14 protein-coding genes and 1 pseudogene are annotated in these 15,089 nt (G+C 45.8%); 13 read left to right on the forward strand and 2 right to left on the reverse strand.

The window, feature by feature from the left end; genetic code table 11:
- Nucleotides 1–211 precede the first annotated feature (211 nt).
- Nucleotides 212–3,334: a hypothetical protein gene (locus tag ACU8YC_RS13430; protein WP_446895440.1), complete on the forward strand. Its 3,123-nt coding sequence runs from the start codon at nt 212–214 to the stop codon at nt 3,332–3,334.
- Nucleotides 3,335–3,758: 424 nt separating this feature from the next.
- Here the strand turns inward: ACU8YC_RS13430 and ACU8YC_RS13435 are convergent, their stop codons facing one another.
- Nucleotides 3,759–6,656 carry an AAA family ATPase gene (locus ACU8YC_RS13435; RefSeq protein WP_446895441.1) on the reverse strand — a complete coding sequence of 966 codons (2,898 nt, stop codon included), beginning with the start codon at nt 6,654–6,656 and terminating at the stop codon, nt 3,759–3,761.
- Between the two features lie 445 nt (nt 6,657–7,101).
- Between ACU8YC_RS13435 and ACU8YC_RS13440 the strand changes: the two genes are divergently transcribed.
- The 11 genes and pseudogenes from ACU8YC_RS13440 to ACU8YC_RS13490 all read left to right on the forward strand — a co-directional run bounded on the left by ACU8YC_RS13440 (nt 7,102) and on the right by ACU8YC_RS13490 (nt 13,291).
- The gene (locus tag ACU8YC_RS13440; RefSeq protein WP_446895442.1) at nt 7,102–7,965 is read left to right on the forward strand and encodes a GTPase family protein; all 864 of its coding nucleotides are present in this window, start codon (nt 7,102–7,104) and stop codon (nt 7,963–7,965) included.
- Nucleotides 7,966–8,060: 95 nt separating this feature from the next.
- Nucleotides 8,061–8,888: a DUF932 domain-containing protein gene (locus ACU8YC_RS13445; protein ID WP_446895443.1), complete on the forward strand. Its 828-nt coding sequence runs from the start codon at nt 8,061–8,063 to the stop codon at nt 8,886–8,888.
- Between the two features lie 226 nt (nt 8,889–9,114).
- A complete protein-coding gene (locus ACU8YC_RS13450; protein ID WP_302422167.1) occupies nt 9,115–9,810 on the forward strand; it encodes a transcriptional regulator in 696 nt (231 codons plus the stop codon).
- A 37-nt stretch (nt 9,811–9,847) separates the two neighbouring features.
- A pseudogene (locus ACU8YC_RS13455) lies at nt 9,848–10,021 on the forward strand (DUF4339 domain-containing protein); the annotation flags it as partial.
- A gap of 62 nt (nt 10,022–10,083) precedes the next feature.
- Entirely contained in the window at nt 10,084–10,992 is a 909-nt protein-coding gene (locus ACU8YC_RS13460; RefSeq protein WP_079927736.1) for an Ivy family c-type lysozyme inhibitor, read from the forward strand.
- A 99-nt stretch (nt 10,993–11,091) separates the two neighbouring features.
- Entirely contained in the window at nt 11,092–11,328 is a 237-nt protein-coding gene (locus ACU8YC_RS13465) for a DUF905 domain-containing protein (protein ID WP_302422168.1), read from the forward strand.
- Between the two features lie 85 nt (nt 11,329–11,413).
- Nucleotides 11,414–11,869: an antirestriction protein gene (locus ACU8YC_RS13470; RefSeq protein WP_446895444.1), complete on the forward strand. Its 456-nt coding sequence runs from the start codon at nt 11,414–11,416 to the stop codon at nt 11,867–11,869.
- Nucleotides 11,870–11,877: 8 nt separating this feature from the next.
- Nucleotides 11,878–12,360, forward strand: coding sequence for a JAB domain-containing protein (locus ACU8YC_RS13475; protein WP_446895445.1), 483 nt, complete (start codon nt 11,878–11,880; stop codon nt 12,358–12,360).
- Between the two features lie 8 nt (nt 12,361–12,368).
- A complete protein-coding gene (locus ACU8YC_RS13480) occupies nt 12,369–12,590 on the forward strand; it encodes a DUF987 domain-containing protein (RefSeq protein ID WP_064372464.1) in 222 nt (73 codons plus the stop codon).
- A gap of 18 nt (nt 12,591–12,608) precedes the next feature.
- The gene (locus tag ACU8YC_RS13485) at nt 12,609–12,929 is read left to right on the forward strand and encodes a type IV toxin-antitoxin system YeeU family antitoxin (protein WP_199997867.1); all 321 of its coding nucleotides are present in this window, start codon (nt 12,609–12,611) and stop codon (nt 12,927–12,929) included.
- Nucleotides 12,930–12,949: 20 nt separating this feature from the next.
- On the forward strand, nt 12,950–13,291 hold the full coding sequence (locus ACU8YC_RS13490; protein WP_302422174.1) for a TA system toxin CbtA family protein: 342 nt from the start codon (nt 12,950–12,952) through the stop codon (nt 13,289–13,291).
- A 370-nt stretch (nt 13,292–13,661) separates the two neighbouring features.
- On the opposite strand, the gene ACU8YC_RS13495 is transcribed toward ACU8YC_RS13490, so the two are convergent.
- Nucleotides 13,662–14,534 (reverse strand): phosphorothioated DNA-binding restriction endonuclease, encoded by an 873-nt coding sequence (locus ACU8YC_RS13495; RefSeq protein WP_446895446.1) that lies wholly within the window; start codon nt 14,532–14,534, stop codon nt 13,662–13,664.
- Nucleotides 14,535–14,730: 196 nt separating this feature from the next.
- On the opposite strand from ACU8YC_RS13495, the gene ACU8YC_RS13500 reads away from it, so the two are divergent.
- Nucleotides 14,731–15,057 carry a DUF1493 family protein gene (locus ACU8YC_RS13500; RefSeq protein ID WP_252838453.1) on the forward strand — a complete coding sequence of 109 codons (327 nt, stop codon included), beginning with the start codon at nt 14,731–14,733 and terminating at the stop codon, nt 15,055–15,057.
- The last annotated feature ends 32 nt before the right edge of the window (nt 15,058–15,089 follow it).

Raw genomic sequence — 15,089 nt, forward strand, 5'->3', positions numbered from 1 at the left:
AAAGGTAATGATACATTTAACACAACAACCATCATTCATTATTGCACTTCCCATATCAGTGCCTCTCTTCTTATCCGCATATCCGAAAAAGGTATATCAGGAAATAACATTCCGAATGTTCATCAGTACACCAGACGTATTTTTAAGGAAATTTTCTGCAAACTGGACGTATGATAGATGATTAATTGATCCTCCACATATCAGGAACGCTATGCTTGGCATACTGCTTAATCGCCTCACAACTAAAGTGAGAGCCGAACTCAAACACAACCTCAAATGCAATAAGACATATAAGAAGCATCGCTGGAGCCTTGTTGAGAGGGCTCAGGCTTACTGCTCCACGCATTACCTGAAAGCCATGTTTTTACTCTGGGCTATGGCAGGCAGTGCTGTTCTCATAGCGATAGGCTTTCGTGCTGAATTTAGTAGCTTTGGGGCTAATCATCTGAAAAACGTTACTAAACTTCCTGAATGGATGTCGAACCTGCTTGGCAGCCAGCTGACGATAATCGGGATTGTGTTCCCGCTAGTTGTCGGACTTATCAGCGTACTTTTTCAGAAAAAATCGTCGAGGATACACATCCAGAACGCCTATCAGTTGCATTCAGGTTATATGTTTGCCGGACTCAGCGGGCTATCACTTGCTGCATTTATACTGATTAGTGGATTATTTATATCTGCAGGTGACAAATATCTTGATACGGCATTTGCAGTTACGGCCTTAATCTGGATGCTTTTCAATATTGCACTTTCGATATGGTTCTTTATCACCAGTCTAAACATTCTGGATGATAAGCAACGCGATCACCTCATGCTGAAGTATTTTCAGTCACAGATTGTTGAAGACCACATTTTGCGCTCCCTGAAATACTCATGGATACAATATCCCGGCTCACAAATAGAAAAGGATAATATTAAGGGAATTACCATTCTCCCCTACTCAGTCTCAAGCGAAGAAAGTATGGGCTCAGTTAAACTCCATATTGAGGATCATATGGAAATCAGTGATGTTAATCTTAGGCCACTAAATTTTCTGTTACACCTGCTGAAACCTGTGCAGGATAAGAATGGCTCGATTATTATCCTGCCGTCCCTGGCAAAAAAGGATAACATAATAACATTATTTTCCTCAACTGACGTGATTATCCCTTGGTGGTGGCCGTTCTTTTTCAGACAATGTTTTATAAAAGGCCCGAAACGAAACTGGAAAGAGTACAGACACATTACCCGTGATTTTTACGGTGAGGTTTATGATGCTCTGGAAGACAAAAACATAAGCACCTTTATCATCGCAACAGACCGGCTAATTGATACATACACAACATTGAAAAAAAGCTTCCGGTACGCTGATGGAAACTATATTGATGAATGTCATGGTTCAGGTATGTCACTTACGTTCAGCCAGTCATTCTATCATGATTTTTACACTTTTAGTCACGAGGTAGTAAAGTCGCTGGAAACAACGGGTGAATATTTCCGTAAAATTATTGATTTACCATTCTCTGTATATCGTGATTCAGACAGCCGTGAAATCGTCGACTTTAAGCAGTGTATAGAATCTCTTTTCTACGTTTGGCACGCGTTGAACAGTTGGAAAAGAGGGTATGCAGAAACTTTGTCGGTCAGCCAGGAGCAGCGTCACAGGGAAATTGTCAAAGATTTTATAGGAGAATGGGAAAGCTGGTACATGTGGCGACGTATTAAGGGCCGCGGCGAAAACAGGTTTGATGATGACTCTGCTGAACTGCTTTATCATCTTTATGAGACAGCCCGGATAGTCATGACAGCAGTGATGTCAGACGACCGCTATGCCTCAGATCACAGTACGGATATGCTTTTACTCTGGTTCAGCCGGAATAGGTTTGAACAGCACTTTGAACAGTACCGTTGGCACAGCTTCTTTCTGACGCCGTCATATCTTACGCAGACCTTTGAAAAACCGGTCTGGCAGGTTGTCCTGCGAGGAAATGAATATTCAGAAAAAGCTGCACAGGCAATCATTTTCTACAATGCACTGACAGATATTCGTTTGCTCACTGCCGGATATATTCTTTCGCATATACAGCAGAAAAAAAATGTACGTCTAAAAAAGGTTATAAAACGACTTCTTACTTCTGAAGTTGTCTATCCGACAGGTGCGCATGATCTCATGACGACGTCATTAACATCTTCGACTGATATTATTGACATTATTATCAGGCTGGAATGTCGTACGTGCGACAGTGAGGATTCCTGGTACAAGACGCTATCTGATCTCGTAAAGGCTTTTTCATCATTTAATGAAACTGAGAACATATCCGGGCGTATCTATATGGGAACATATGAAGATGTCCGGAATATTTACACCAGTTATGCTGATATAGCTTTTTATCTTTCCGCTAAGTCCCTGCCTGTCACCCAGCGCGTAAGGATGGCATTGAACGATAATCTGTTTACTTATCATCAGAAGGAACAGATTATTTATCAACTCCAGGGAATTAAACGCCGTGAAGACATGCCATCGGATGGATATTTAATGTCTGATAAAGCCTTTAAAGAGAAGATAGCATGTTTTAATGAAACTCTCGATGCCTATATTCAGGCTTTCAGCCGAAGCATGCATTCAGAACTTCTTAACGCTGAGATTGATACTGAGTTGCTGAAAAATACCGATCTTACTCTTACCCGTGAACTACCCTCTATGCTTGCCCAAGATGCACTGCTTTCCCGATTTTCTTACAGTACATCAAACTGCGGGGAGATAGCGTGGACAGCTAGGTCAATTAACGGAACCATGCCTAAAAATATCTTAGCCCGTGGGATCAGTACTAATTCTGGAATACTGGCATCAGTTTCTGACGTCAAACACACTCTGCTTCGTGACGTTTACCATGGACTGAGTCAACTGCAGCCCCTCCAGACAATCAACGTTCGCGACGAATATGAATTGCTGAAATGTTTACGGGAGATAACTGTCGATAACGAAGACTATACGCTGATTTTCTTCGGAACCCATCTGGGAAGCGAGCTGCGTGAACTAAGCTACCACGCAGAAAGGTTTGCGGAACTGGGGATAACTTTGGACATGAAGAGTGATCTCACAGGCCTGATGACATTCAAGATTAATAACTGTGCTATCTATCAGGTATGGGATAATGAGGGAGGATTTTACTCTCTGCTTGTCCAGGACAGTGTCTTTGGCTCCCTTCACATGCTGAGCGATCCTGACGGACAGCTTTTCAGTTCCTCGTGGCATGCAAGTGATGAAGACCCTCTGTCGGGCAGAGTGACTACCGACTGGAAACAGGAACTCGGGATCAATGGGTCCATTGTGGCACGATTTAATCACCTCTAACCATTAGTACGGCGAGCCTGAACAGGGCCGCCGTTCAATTGTTTTTTTTGATAAAAATAAGTATTATTTATACCATTAAAAGCAATAATCCCCTCAACACAACAATCCACTTTTTTGTGACTCTTCGGTAAAAATCTCTCTCTTCTGCTTCTGAGATCCGGAAAATACATAAGTAAGATCTATGGCGGTGAAATGTTAAGGGAGTTGAAGGAGGAAGGAGCTTGTAGGGATTTTCGCACAATCGGGAAATTTCTTGAGATGTCAGACAGTCCGCTTTGAGCGAGGAGCGGAAGTTCGCACATAGTTGTAATACTAACGTTGTCACGTTGGGATCCACGGGAAGTGGGTCAATTGGTCTACTATCGACTTATCCTCAATTTCACTTTTACAGTTTAATTGCACAATTTGCTCCTTAGACCCCGCGTCAAATTTCGATTTCTGGTGGTTCTTCACCGAATATTTCAATCCATTCTGACTGCCAAGTACTGCTCAGTGAAAACTTCCTGAACTTAGGATGCAAATCCGTCCTAATCAACAACCATTTCTGTTTTATTAGAGAGTTAGAACGCAGTGCGCGTGAAACATTATTTGTATATTTTTTATTGTCATCATTTACTATGTAATCGTTAATTGTTTCTGTAATCTCTGTACCAATGCTGGTCTCAAAACCAAGATAGGAACGTATCACTAGGGCGACAAAGATGAGAGGGATATACTCACTTCCGCAGGACATGACATTTTCAAGAGATAATGGCTTGAATGAAGGTGGGATGTCTATCTCTTCACCGGATATACTGTTTTTTTCAATTCCATCACCGAAATCGAAGGATAAATTACCGTGATCACTTTTCTCACGGTTAGCGTTAAACTCGTCGTTGTTACCTATGTTACGACTGAACGATGCCACCAGTCGGTTTATACTTTTTTCGGTTAAGAGTACGTCTGTTTGAGTTCTCAATAATGATAAAGTCAGTTTTTCTCTTAAATACTCTGATGACAAATATTTTGATATTATAACTGGTATCTGACTTTCTTCGACTAGATCAATAATTTCATGATTGGTGTTAATACTCTTATCATTATAAATCGCATTAATCAGTCTGGTGAGTTCTTGTTTTGCTTCGTTATAGGGCTTTTTTTCATGGAAAGGCAAATAAAGAGATGTTAAAGACAGGTAAATTGATGTATGACAGATATCGAGTATCAAACAAGTGCCTAAAGGCGATATACGAAATGTATGGACTGAGCTAACGGTGTACTCTATGTTGAAGTCACTGTCAGAGGGTAGTTCAATACATTCAATAATCCTTTCTTTAACCGAACTCTCAATTGCTTTGCTAATCCAGTCTTTTTTATACCCGTAAAGTGATGCAAACCGGATTATCCTTTCAAGGCTAATTCCTTTTGCAATTTCGCCGGGGGAAACAGCATCATTCAGAAAATAGAGTATTCTTAACTTCAGGAAGTAACACTGGTTTACGTTTTGATAGGGCAGGTAAACATTCGGTATATATGCTTTTTCCGTGTGATCGGGATGGTAGGTGAGCGTGGAGATAACATCCTTTTTACGCCATGCTGACTCGTTTCCCAATTGGTAGTGTACGTGTTTAATCAATTGATAAAAGTTTCTGATATTATGCCAAGACACGGAAGATAATATTTCTAGAATTGGCATACTCTCATTTGACAATTGAAGATTTTTCCTCAGCACATCAGCGTAGAAATTCATTTTATCTAAGAAATCTTGAAGCTGATATTTTTTTCTCCAGTCTCTAATCCTAAAGTCTTCGTTCAGACATTCTTTAATATACTTTATCCTAGTCGAAATTAGTTTGTTAAAGTCCGGTGATTTGAGATGAATGATCTTGTCTTCTGGCCTAACGTCCAGAAAGCCTTTATCTTTATTCTTAAAGAAGGTGAACTCCCTGAGTGTGATGATGACTGTTGCACCCGATGCTTGGGTTATTAAATGAGATAAGGCATAAATTTCCTCTTGAAAAGACTCAGAAGCCCGGTCGACATTATCAATCACAATAATAACGGATTTATTTTCCTTGACACGCTTTTGGAATATTTTTAATACTAGATTCTGCCGGTTGGCGCTTTCCCTCTCCAGTAGTTCAGCTTCTTTGATCATAAGCATTTCTGAATTTTTGGCAAATATATCTTTGTAGGGGCCGTTTTTTAACACTTTAATTTCATGCGCAAACGTGATGCGTAGTTCATCTAATGTAAACTCGCTTTCATACTCGTTTTTTATCTTGTCATGTAGATAATTGAATACGATATTTTTCACATCAATGCTATGTTTTGATACGTCATTTATCAAATCTATGATGATTGGGGTTGCATATATGTTCTTTTGCTGTCTTGCTTCTACTAAACATTTAGTTACCAGAGTGGTCTTTCCACATCCAACGGCACCAGTAATGATGATAACTTTACCAGTATGATGCTCTAGGATGAATTCTTTACCTTCAGAAGGTGAGAGGTCTAACGCATCATTAGGAAGAAAACTGGGTTTTGAATCTTTTAACGCTCTTTTTATTTCCCCTTTAAACTGATCTAACTTAGAGTCACTGACAAAGCAGTGCTCTAGCATTTTTCGCTGATTGTTTTCTGTTATCTGGGAAAAAAAGTTTTCATAAAAATCATCAATCCATTGATTGTCTTTGTTGCTATCCCAAATGAAATCATGGACATGATCTTTTAGCATGTAACACACTTCTGACGGTACATGGTTCAGTTCTGAGAGATAGCTGTCCAGATTATTCTTTTCTGTGCTATCCCTAGAGATGAGGTTATACATGAGATCAAATGAAAATTCATCTCCAAAGATATTCCCAAAATAAACGCCTTTCATTGAGTCAGTTGTTTTACCTGCTTTTGGCAGCATTGGGCAAACAAACCACTCTGCACCATTTGTGATCAATGCATATTGAACCGCTTTTTCGACACAGTATCTTTGTGCCTGATCGATCACCTCAGAGATTTTTTTATTGAATGCTTTTTTAAGATAGGCGACAGAGTATTCGTTTAAGGTCAAGGTGTTTTTGGGGAGTCCGAAGGTCACGCCGATTTTTTTTGCTTCAACCACAAGGCGAGGTGTTCTGTCCGTACTCAGTATATAATCGGCATACCCCGCTGTTCTGCAATACGCTTCCGGCGTAAATTCTTCTTTATTCCAACCCAGTATATTTAGGATCTCATCTATCACAAGTAAGCGGCTTTCAGCTTCATTCGCTTCAAAAAGAGTATCTTTTCGAGCAATATACCGTTCCTGAACTTCCTTGAATTTTTCGAAAGCCTTTTCTCTGCTCATACTTAGCCCCAATAAGAGTATTGAAAATTTTTGATCCGTGGTACTTGTCTCAATTCTCATGCTTTTCTGTTTGATTTATAACCTGTTATCGCATCTTTCTGAGACAACTGAAATAGGGATGACATCATTTTTTATGAGTAATCCTGCTTTCATGGCAAATTACGGCTGACATACTTCCCTTTGGTTAGTACAGACCATTTTAGAAACTTCCGCTACTGGCACAGAGCAGCCTGTCAGTTTAGGTTAAGCTCTGTACCGTAACAGTGCCGAGATCAGGTCTGAACTAACTCAATTGAATCTCAAAACGGCTCAATCACTGAATGATATTGATCAGCCAGCATGTATTCTAAGTAATTTCAGATAGATATCATCTTCCTGAACGCACCGCATTTACAGCGAATCCGCAAGGGTTCGCTGTTTTTGTTTTCTTTATCTCGGAGATGTCATGAGAAATCAGGATGGTTTGCATTCGCTGCATCGTTCACTTACCGGTTTACCGGAATGGGCCTGCGCTCGAGTCATGCAGCAGATTAGTCAGTTAACACAATACGAGCCTAGTATCGGCATTATGGGGAAAACTGGGTCGGGTAAATCATCACTCTGTAATGCGCTGTTTGCCGGAAAAATCTCTCCGGTCAGCGATGTGAGCGCCTGCACACGCGAACCTTTGCGCTTTCGCCTGCAAGTTGGCGAACGCTTTATGACCATAGTAGATCTGCCCGGTGTCGGTGAAAGCGAAAGTCGTGATGCGGAATATGCTGCGATGTATCGCCAGCAACTGACGCACCTCGATCTGGTGCTGTGGCTGATTAAGGCCGATGACCGTGCGCTGTCCGTAGATGAACATTTTTACCGGCAGGTGATTGGTGAAGAATACTGGCATAAGGTGTTGTTTGTTATCAGTCAGTCCGACAAGGCTGAACCCACCAGCGGTGGTGAAAAGCTGTCTAAAGAGCAGAAACAAAATATCAGCCGCAAAATCTGTCTATTGCATGAGTTATTCCAACCTGTAAACCCTGTCTGTGCGGTGTCGATACGTTTGCAGTGGGGGCTGCGGGTGATGGCTGAACGGATGATTCGTTGCCTGCCACGCGAGGCCAGCAGTCCGGTGGCAGTACAGCTTAGTGCTCCACTTCGTACCGATGTTGTTAATAAAAAAGCCCGTGACGATTTTGGTGAAACGGTCGGCTCGGTACTGGATACAGTAAGTTCCATGCCCCTGATACCGGCCCCGGTTCGGACAGTCATCCAGTCTGTACGCGACATTGTGGTATCGGTCGCCCGTGCAGTCTGGAACTTCTTCTTCTGAACATTAACCCTTCTAACCCGTAGTTTCCTGAGCCCTGCCGCCATTTTGCGGCAGGGCTTTTTTGCTTTTATTTATCCATCATGAGGAGTCTGCTTATGACCCGTCTGGCTTCGCGCTTTGGCGCAGCAAACCTTATTCGTCGTGATCGTCCGCTAACCCGTGAAGAGCTGTATCGCGTGGTACCCAGTGTGTTCAGTGAGGACAAACACGAGTCACGTAGTGAAAAATACACCTACATACCCACCATATCCCTGCTGGACAGTCTGCAGCGCGAAGGCTTTCAGCCCTTCTTTGCCTGCCAGACCCGAGTGCGTGACCCAGGGCGTCGTGAGCATACAAAGCATATGCTGCGCCTGCGTCGGGAGGGGAAAATTACCGGCAAACAGGTGCCGGAAATTATTCTGCTCAACTCCCATGATGGCACCAGCTCGTATCAGATGTTGCCGGGATTATTCCGTGCGGTATGTCAGAACGGCCTCGTCTGCGGTGAGTCGTTTGGCGAGGTACGGGTGCCGCACAAAGGAGATGTGGTGAGTCAGGTGATTGAGGGGGCTTATGAAGTACTGGGGATCTTTGACAGTGTGGAAGAAAAACGTGATGCCATGCAGTCGCTGGTGCTGCCCCCGCCTGCACAACAGGCTCTGGCACAGGCTGCACTGACGTACCGTTTCGGTGAGGACCACCAGCCGGTGACAGCACCTCAGATACTCTACCCACGCCGCTGGCAGGATGAGAGCAATGATCTGTGGACCACATACCAGCGTATTCAGGAGAACCTGATTAAAGGTGGGCTCAGTGGACGGAGTGCGAAAGGCGGGCGAACGCATACCCGTGCCGTGCGCAGTATCGATGGCGACGTGAAGCTTAACCGTGCGCTGTGGGTGATGGCAGAAACGATGCTCAACGGTTTCCGGCCTGCGTGAGTTCACATTTTACCTCTGGCATTGTTATTAAAATGTAAATAAATGACACACCCTGTCATTTCGGGTGCACAGAACTTGCCGGTTAAATCATCAGAAATCCGCGAAGGTCTGATAATCACTGGCTTCATGCGCTTCCCAAATTAATTCCCGTCGTGGACATATCCTGTCACCCCTCTCCTTTAGAATCTTATTTCTTTCAGTCAGTTAACAATGCGGAGGAACCTCCATGCCACTGACAGAGCGCCGCTACGACAGGCTGGGGGTCAGGCTGTCGCTGATTATCAGCCGTCTTGTGGCGGGTGAAACGTTAGAGATGCAAAAACTGGCAACTGAGTTTGATGTGTCGGTCCGTACCCTGTACCGGGATTTTCGCGAACGACTGATGTATCTGGACCTCGAGTGTCATCAGGGATGCTATCGCCTGCGGACTGGTGCAGGTCCGCAGGGTGAACTGGATGTGCTGACTTTTGCATACCGGGCCGGGCTGGCCGAGATCTTTCCGGGGCTGGACCGGCGTCTGGCGGGCGCACTGCTGGCATCGGATGGAACCCCTTGCCTGGTGTGGCAGTCACCACAGCCGATAACGACCACCAGCCCGCTGGTATTTTATCGGCTGGTCAGCGCCATCACCGGCAGTCAGCGTGTATTGTTGCTCGCGGACGGTGAACGTTGTGACGGACTTGCCCCGTACCGTCTGATATTTCTCGACGGCTGCTGGTACCTCACCGGTGAACTTAACGGGCATATAACCGTGCATCCTCTGGCGACCATCCATGCAGTGACAATCCTGAACACCACTTTTACCCCGCGAAAACGTCTCAGCCTGTTAACCACTCAGGCAGGCTTTATCCGGGCACTTCCTCACTTCAGCTGTATCCGTGAAGTTTTGTCACAGGCTGCCGATAACGGGGGATCGGGATGAGCTTTGGTTTAATGACCTCTGTTAACAAGGAAAAACAATGACCTGGCATTACGAGATAAATGGCGTACGTCACGACAATGTGACCGAAGACGACATCACCGGCCTGATTGTTCACGGTGAACTGACGGCCGCCACTCTGGCTTGGCGACAGGGAATGATGGAGTGGCAACCGGTCTCCGCCACCCCACTAGCTTCGGTGCTACTTCAGAGCGCCATACGCCAGCATACGCCCACAGTCCCTGACGCATCAGGGGCTTTATAAGGAGTCTTATAATGAAAAGAAAATCTTTCTCTGCAAATATGAAATGGAGTTGGTTGGCATTGTCTGTGGCACTGATGATCCCGACTGCAGCCCAGGCAACCGCCAAAACGGCGGTAGAAGCCAAGAACTGTCAGTCAGAAAACAATACCTGCCCATATCCTTTCGACCTGTACAAAACCGACCCAGCGTACAAAAAGTCGTTTGATGAGACCATGAATCAGAATGGTTTACCGGCGATGCTCGACGAGATGAATGGTCCAGCGGGTCCGATGGAACCAGTAAAAATTGACGGTAAAGTCTACCTGAAAGGTTTTATGTGTGAAGGCGGTAACTGTGGTAACCACAATCTGACATTCTTGTACCAGCCTGACTTCCATAACTTCGTGGGCTTCTACAGCAACGGCAAAGATGGGCAGTGGGTTAACACCCCAAGTGATGGTGAGTTGAAAGTTTTACGTGCATTAGTAAAAGGAACATCGGAACCATCACACACTCCAGCCGCTACAACCACGTCCAATGATGCACCACCAGCGAATACCATCTGGGAATTTACCGGGGGTAACGGTGATACCTTGTGGAGCATGTGTGGCGGTAAACAGAATAGCTGTGTGATTGTCGGTAATACCAAGCATGTGGCCGCTGTGTTAAATCACAAGTCTGTCAGTGGGTGCGCATTAGGTGACTTTTACATCATCGATAAGGATGCCAGAGCCTGGCAACAGCGTGATACCGGAACCTGTAGTCCAAATGCCTGGGTGCGCAAAGGCTCCATTAAAGGTGGTCAATATCTGTCTGTTGACATCGGCGTTGGCAACGAAACGGTAATACAATATCCGATTGGGTACTGGTCAGATGTGAAAGAGTTCACCGGCCCAAACCGACCATCCTGGGAAAAAGCAAAACAGGCAGCTAAGCAGTAGTTTTATTGTTACGACACGAAACATACCCTATTTTTCCTTCCTCTCTTTCAGTCCCCTGTCGCTTTTGCAACAGGGGTTTTTGCTTTTAAGGTACAACGAATGCCTGAATCTCACATGTTGCCACCGGGAGCTTTCACCCGACAGCAGGCTGAAGCTGTTACCCGCTGGTATCACGATATCGCCATTGAAGACGACCAGGGCAGTCACTTCCGTCTGGTGGTTCGCGACCCTGAAGGTCGGATGGTCTGGCGGGCGCGGAACTTTGAACCGGATGCCGGTGAAGGTCTTAACCGCTATATCCGACAGTGTGGCATCCTCAAAGCATCCTCCTCCTGACCACACCCATTCATCATCCCTGTATGTCCTTTATTTCCCATAAGCCAGCCATCGTCGCTGGCGTTTTTATTGACGGAGAATATCCATGACGACACAAACTCAATGCGAATTGATGTCCTCTAATGAACCTCAATTTGACCTCACTGCAACACCCGTACCTGACGAACAGCGCCTCGATTTCTGGCCGCTGTACTTCGGCGTTATCCCGCAATGGATAACGCTGGAACCCCGTATTTTCGCCTGGATGGAGCGCTTTTGTGATGAGTACAGCGGTGGTATCTGGTCCTTTTATACGCTCAGCAATGGCGGCGCGTTTATGGCTCCTGATGCTGAAGGCGATAAATGGCATCTGTTCAACGGCATGAACGGCAATGGTGCGGAAATGAGCGCGGAAGCCGCAGGTATCGCTGTCTGCTTGATTGAATACAGCCATCACGCCTGTCGAACCGAATGCTATGCCATGACGGAGCACTATCACCGCCTGCGTGATTACGCCCTGCAGCACCCTGAATCCAGCGCCATTCTGCGCATTATTGATTAAGGATACTTATGATGGAACAGTCACTTATCCTACTGACTCCGGCACTACCACTAACCGCACAACGCACGGTAAAACGCGCCTTAACGCTGCTTGACCGACACCTGCGCGAAACAGGCGTAGCATTCACCTCCACTCAGGCTGCCCGTGACTGGCTGAAACTGAAAATGGCGGGGCTGGAGCGTGAAGAGTTTATGGTGATGTATCTGAACCAGCAAAACCAGTTGATTGCCCATGAAACCCTGTTTGCCGGTTCTATTAGCAGTACCGAGGTACATCCCCGTGAGGTAGTCAAACGCGCCCTGTACTTCAATGCGGCAGCAGTGATACTGGCGCATAACCACCCTTCCGGCGACACCACTCCCAGCCAGGCAGATAAGACCATAACGCAGCGTCTGGTGCAGGCGCTTCAGCTTGTTGATATCCGTGTACCTGACCATCTCATCATCGGTGGCATGCAGATATTGTCGTTCGCTGAACACGGTCTGCTTTGAGGTATGACATGAAAATTATCAGTAAACGCCGGGCGATGACGATTTACCGTCAGCATCCGGCCTCACGCATTTTTCGATACTGCACCGGCAGATACCAGTGGCACGGCAGTGTCTGTCATTACACCGGTAAGGTAGTTCCTGACATTCCCGGCGTGCTGGCGGTATACGCCGAACGCCGCCAGGACCGCAGCGGACCGTATGCCTGCCTGATGAGTATTACCCTGAACTGACAATAAAGGAGAAGCCCGATGAGCAGTAATGTCACATGGGGACTGCAGCGGGATATCACGCCACGCCTGGGAGCCCGTCTGGTGCAGGAGGGCAACCGGCTGCACTATCTGGCTGACCGGGCTAGTATTACCGGTAAGTTCAGTGACGCCGATTGTCTTAAGTTGGATGTGGCATTTCCGCATTTTATCCGTCAAATGGAATCAATGCTGACCACTGGTGAACTGAATCCCCGTCATGCCCACTGCGCTACCCTGTACCACAACGGTTTTACCTGCGAAGCCGATACCCTTGGCAGTTACGGCTACGTATACATCGCCATTTACCCCACTCATAGTTAACTACTTTCACAAGAGCAAATATGAAAACTCTACCTGCAACAACTCCGCGGGCGGCGACGCTATGTCTGTCGCCCGTGGCAGTCTGGCAAATGTTACTGACACGCCTGCTGGAACAGCACTATGGTATTACGCTAAACGATACGCCGTTCAGTGATGAAACGGTTATACAGGAACATATCGATGCCGGAATTACTCTGGCTAATGCCGTTAACTTTTTGGTGGAGAAATATGAATTGGTTCGTATCGATCGCAAAGGATTTAGCTGGCAAGAGCAGTCCCCATATCTTCGGGCTGTAGATATTCTGCGGGCACGACAGGCAACTGGTTTATTGCGACGAAACCGTAATAATTCTGCATGGTGAATATTGTAAATTGTCTTCCTGACCTATACAGCCGATCTTTCTTCCTTGTTTTTTCATTACATAATGCACCTGCCGGTATTGGGGGGCTTTTATACGGAAAAAACATGCAAACTGAAGCTTTAACTGACCGAAACATTATCCCAGGAGCGTCCATTTATGCTACCTCTCGATAGTAAAACTCCATGGCTGAAATGATGCAATCGGGTATAATCACATCGCCATCTTTGAGTTGGTTTATGTGCTGCGTTAAGCGCTGATTTTTGAAAGAAAATAGTTGAGTATATAACTGAGTATATGTCATTAATGCATTAACAATTAATCATTTGTAATTCAGTTGATTAACTTTGAAATTCGAGTCCGGCCTTCGCACTCACCCTCTAAACACCTCCTTCCTGTGCCACTCCATAAACCATTCTTTTGGGTAATTCTCGCGCATCATCGGTAGCGCTATTGATTTACCGTCGAAATCCCAGAACAGTCTGCCCACTATGCTGCTGCCATTCACTGCGGGAGATACCTGAATCCGCATACGCTCATCCAGCCCAATCGAACCTTTATCAAAGGCTTTATGGTGAATTGCACACAACGCCAGTCCGTTTGAAATTTCGCACGGGCCGCCGTGCTGTTTCCATTTGATATGGGCGGCTTCCAGGGCGACTGAGGTGCTGTCGTGGCGCATATTGAAGCCACAAATGGCGCATTCATAGTTATAGGCACGCAGAACCTGCTGGCGGAACAATGGGTCCCGCTGTTTGCGGATTTGCAGGATATCAAATCCCAGTTCATCCGCGATCTCTTCCTGAATGCTTTCGGTGAAGTGCGCCTCGAGGATTTGCTGGGCCAGGGAATTAATGAGGTTTTTGTTCTTTTTCAGCAGGGAAAAATGTTGTTCATCAAAACCTCCGGCAACGTTGTGCGTTACCAGTTCCCCGGCAGGGGGCTGTTTGCTGCTGCCGGATGTTGAACAGTGCTCGGCGTTTTGTAGCTCCCAGACCCCATCTCCCTGTAAGCGCCAGAAGGGCATATCCGGGCGGTATTGCGCGCGCTGTGGCCCAAATCGCTCCAGCAGACTATGCAACGGGTCGCGAACTTCCGAACCGTAGTCAAACAGGCGACCGTGACCCTGCTGATAACCCGCCAGCACATGAAGCAGCAGCAGAGGCTTGTGCGGCGCACGCTGCTCGCCTTTACGCCAGATAGTGATGTCGGCAATTGCCTGTTGCAGGTTTTTACTGGAAGTCATTGATTTCATTATCAGGTAAATAATTGCGATGATGCTCGCAAAATATCACCTGATCAAGAAAAGACGGGTAGATGCGCTACCGACGTCACTTTTATGTTTTCTGAAAAACACATACGCCACGGCAGTTCCTGTTCCCCCATCTGGGTACGCAGGAGTACGATAAGTATGCAAATTATTGCATATCGAAGGATCTTTGATGGTGAAGGATAACGAGATATTAGAATTTTTTCGGGGAGAGTTATCTCTCGCGGTAACGTTTACTTTCAAGCCTATCCCGATTGAACTTGATACGCCGCTGCAAGGTTACGCTGAATGGGATGAATTACCGTATGCCATTGAAGATTTTGGAGAGAAATATAACGTTGATGTTTCAGTAATTGATTTTGAGGCCTATTACCCGTGGGAAAGAGAAGCGATCTATCGAAAGTGGTTTACGAAAGAACCCATCAAACAAGTGTCAAAACCGCTTACTGTGCGTATGCTCGCAGAATCAGCCAGAGCAGGTCACTGGTTATATGATTGACTGTATGCTTACAGAGGATACTGACGCAATTA

It is taken from the genome of Citrobacter sp. VF227 (assembly GCF_052950715.1).

Excerpts from the sequence above, each read along its gene's own strand:
- ACU8YC_RS13485 (WP_199997867.1), top strand. The coding sequence starts at position 12,609 with ATGAGCAGTAATGTCACATGGGGACTGCAGCGGGATATCACGCCACGC.
- ACU8YC_RS13460 (WP_079927736.1), top strand. The coding sequence starts at position 10,084 with ATGAAAAGAAAATCTTTCTCTGCAAATATGAAATGGAGTTGGTTGGCA.
- ACU8YC_RS13450 (WP_302422167.1), top strand. The coding sequence starts at position 9,115 with ATGCCACTGACAGAGCGCCGCTACGACAGGCTGGGGGTCAGGCTGTCG.
- ACU8YC_RS13470 (WP_446895444.1), top strand. The coding sequence starts at position 11,414 with ATGACGACACAAACTCAATGCGAATTGATGTCCTCTAATGAACCTCAA.
- ACU8YC_RS13490 (WP_302422174.1), top strand. The coding sequence starts at position 12,950 with ATGAAAACTCTACCTGCAACAACTCCGCGGGCGGCGACGCTATGTCTG.
- ACU8YC_RS13430 (WP_446895440.1), top strand. The coding sequence starts at position 212 with ATGCTTGGCATACTGCTTAATCGCCTCACAACTAAAGTGAGAGCCGAA.
- ACU8YC_RS13445 (WP_446895443.1), top strand. The coding sequence starts at position 8,061 with ATGACCCGTCTGGCTTCGCGCTTTGGCGCAGCAAACCTTATTCGTCGT.
- ACU8YC_RS13475 (WP_446895445.1), top strand. The coding sequence starts at position 11,878 with ATGATGGAACAGTCACTTATCCTACTGACTCCGGCACTACCACTAACC.
- ACU8YC_RS13465 (WP_302422168.1), top strand. The coding sequence starts at position 11,092 with ATGCCTGAATCTCACATGTTGCCACCGGGAGCTTTCACCCGACAGCAG.
- ACU8YC_RS13480 (WP_064372464.1), top strand. The coding sequence starts at position 12,369 with ATGAAAATTATCAGTAAACGCCGGGCGATGACGATTTACCGTCAGCAT.
- ACU8YC_RS13500 (WP_252838453.1), top strand. The coding sequence starts at position 14,731 with ATGGTGAAGGATAACGAGATATTAGAATTTTTTCGGGGAGAGTTATCT.
- ACU8YC_RS13435 (WP_446895441.1), bottom strand. The coding sequence starts at position 6,656 with ATGAGCAGAGAAAAGGCTTTCGAAAAATTCAAGGAAGTTCAGGAACGG.
- ACU8YC_RS13440 (WP_446895442.1), top strand. The coding sequence starts at position 7,102 with ATGAGAAATCAGGATGGTTTGCATTCGCTGCATCGTTCACTTACCGGT.
- ACU8YC_RS13495 (WP_446895446.1), bottom strand. The coding sequence starts at position 14,534 with ATGACTTCCAGTAAAAACCTGCAACAGGCAATTGCCGACATCACTATC.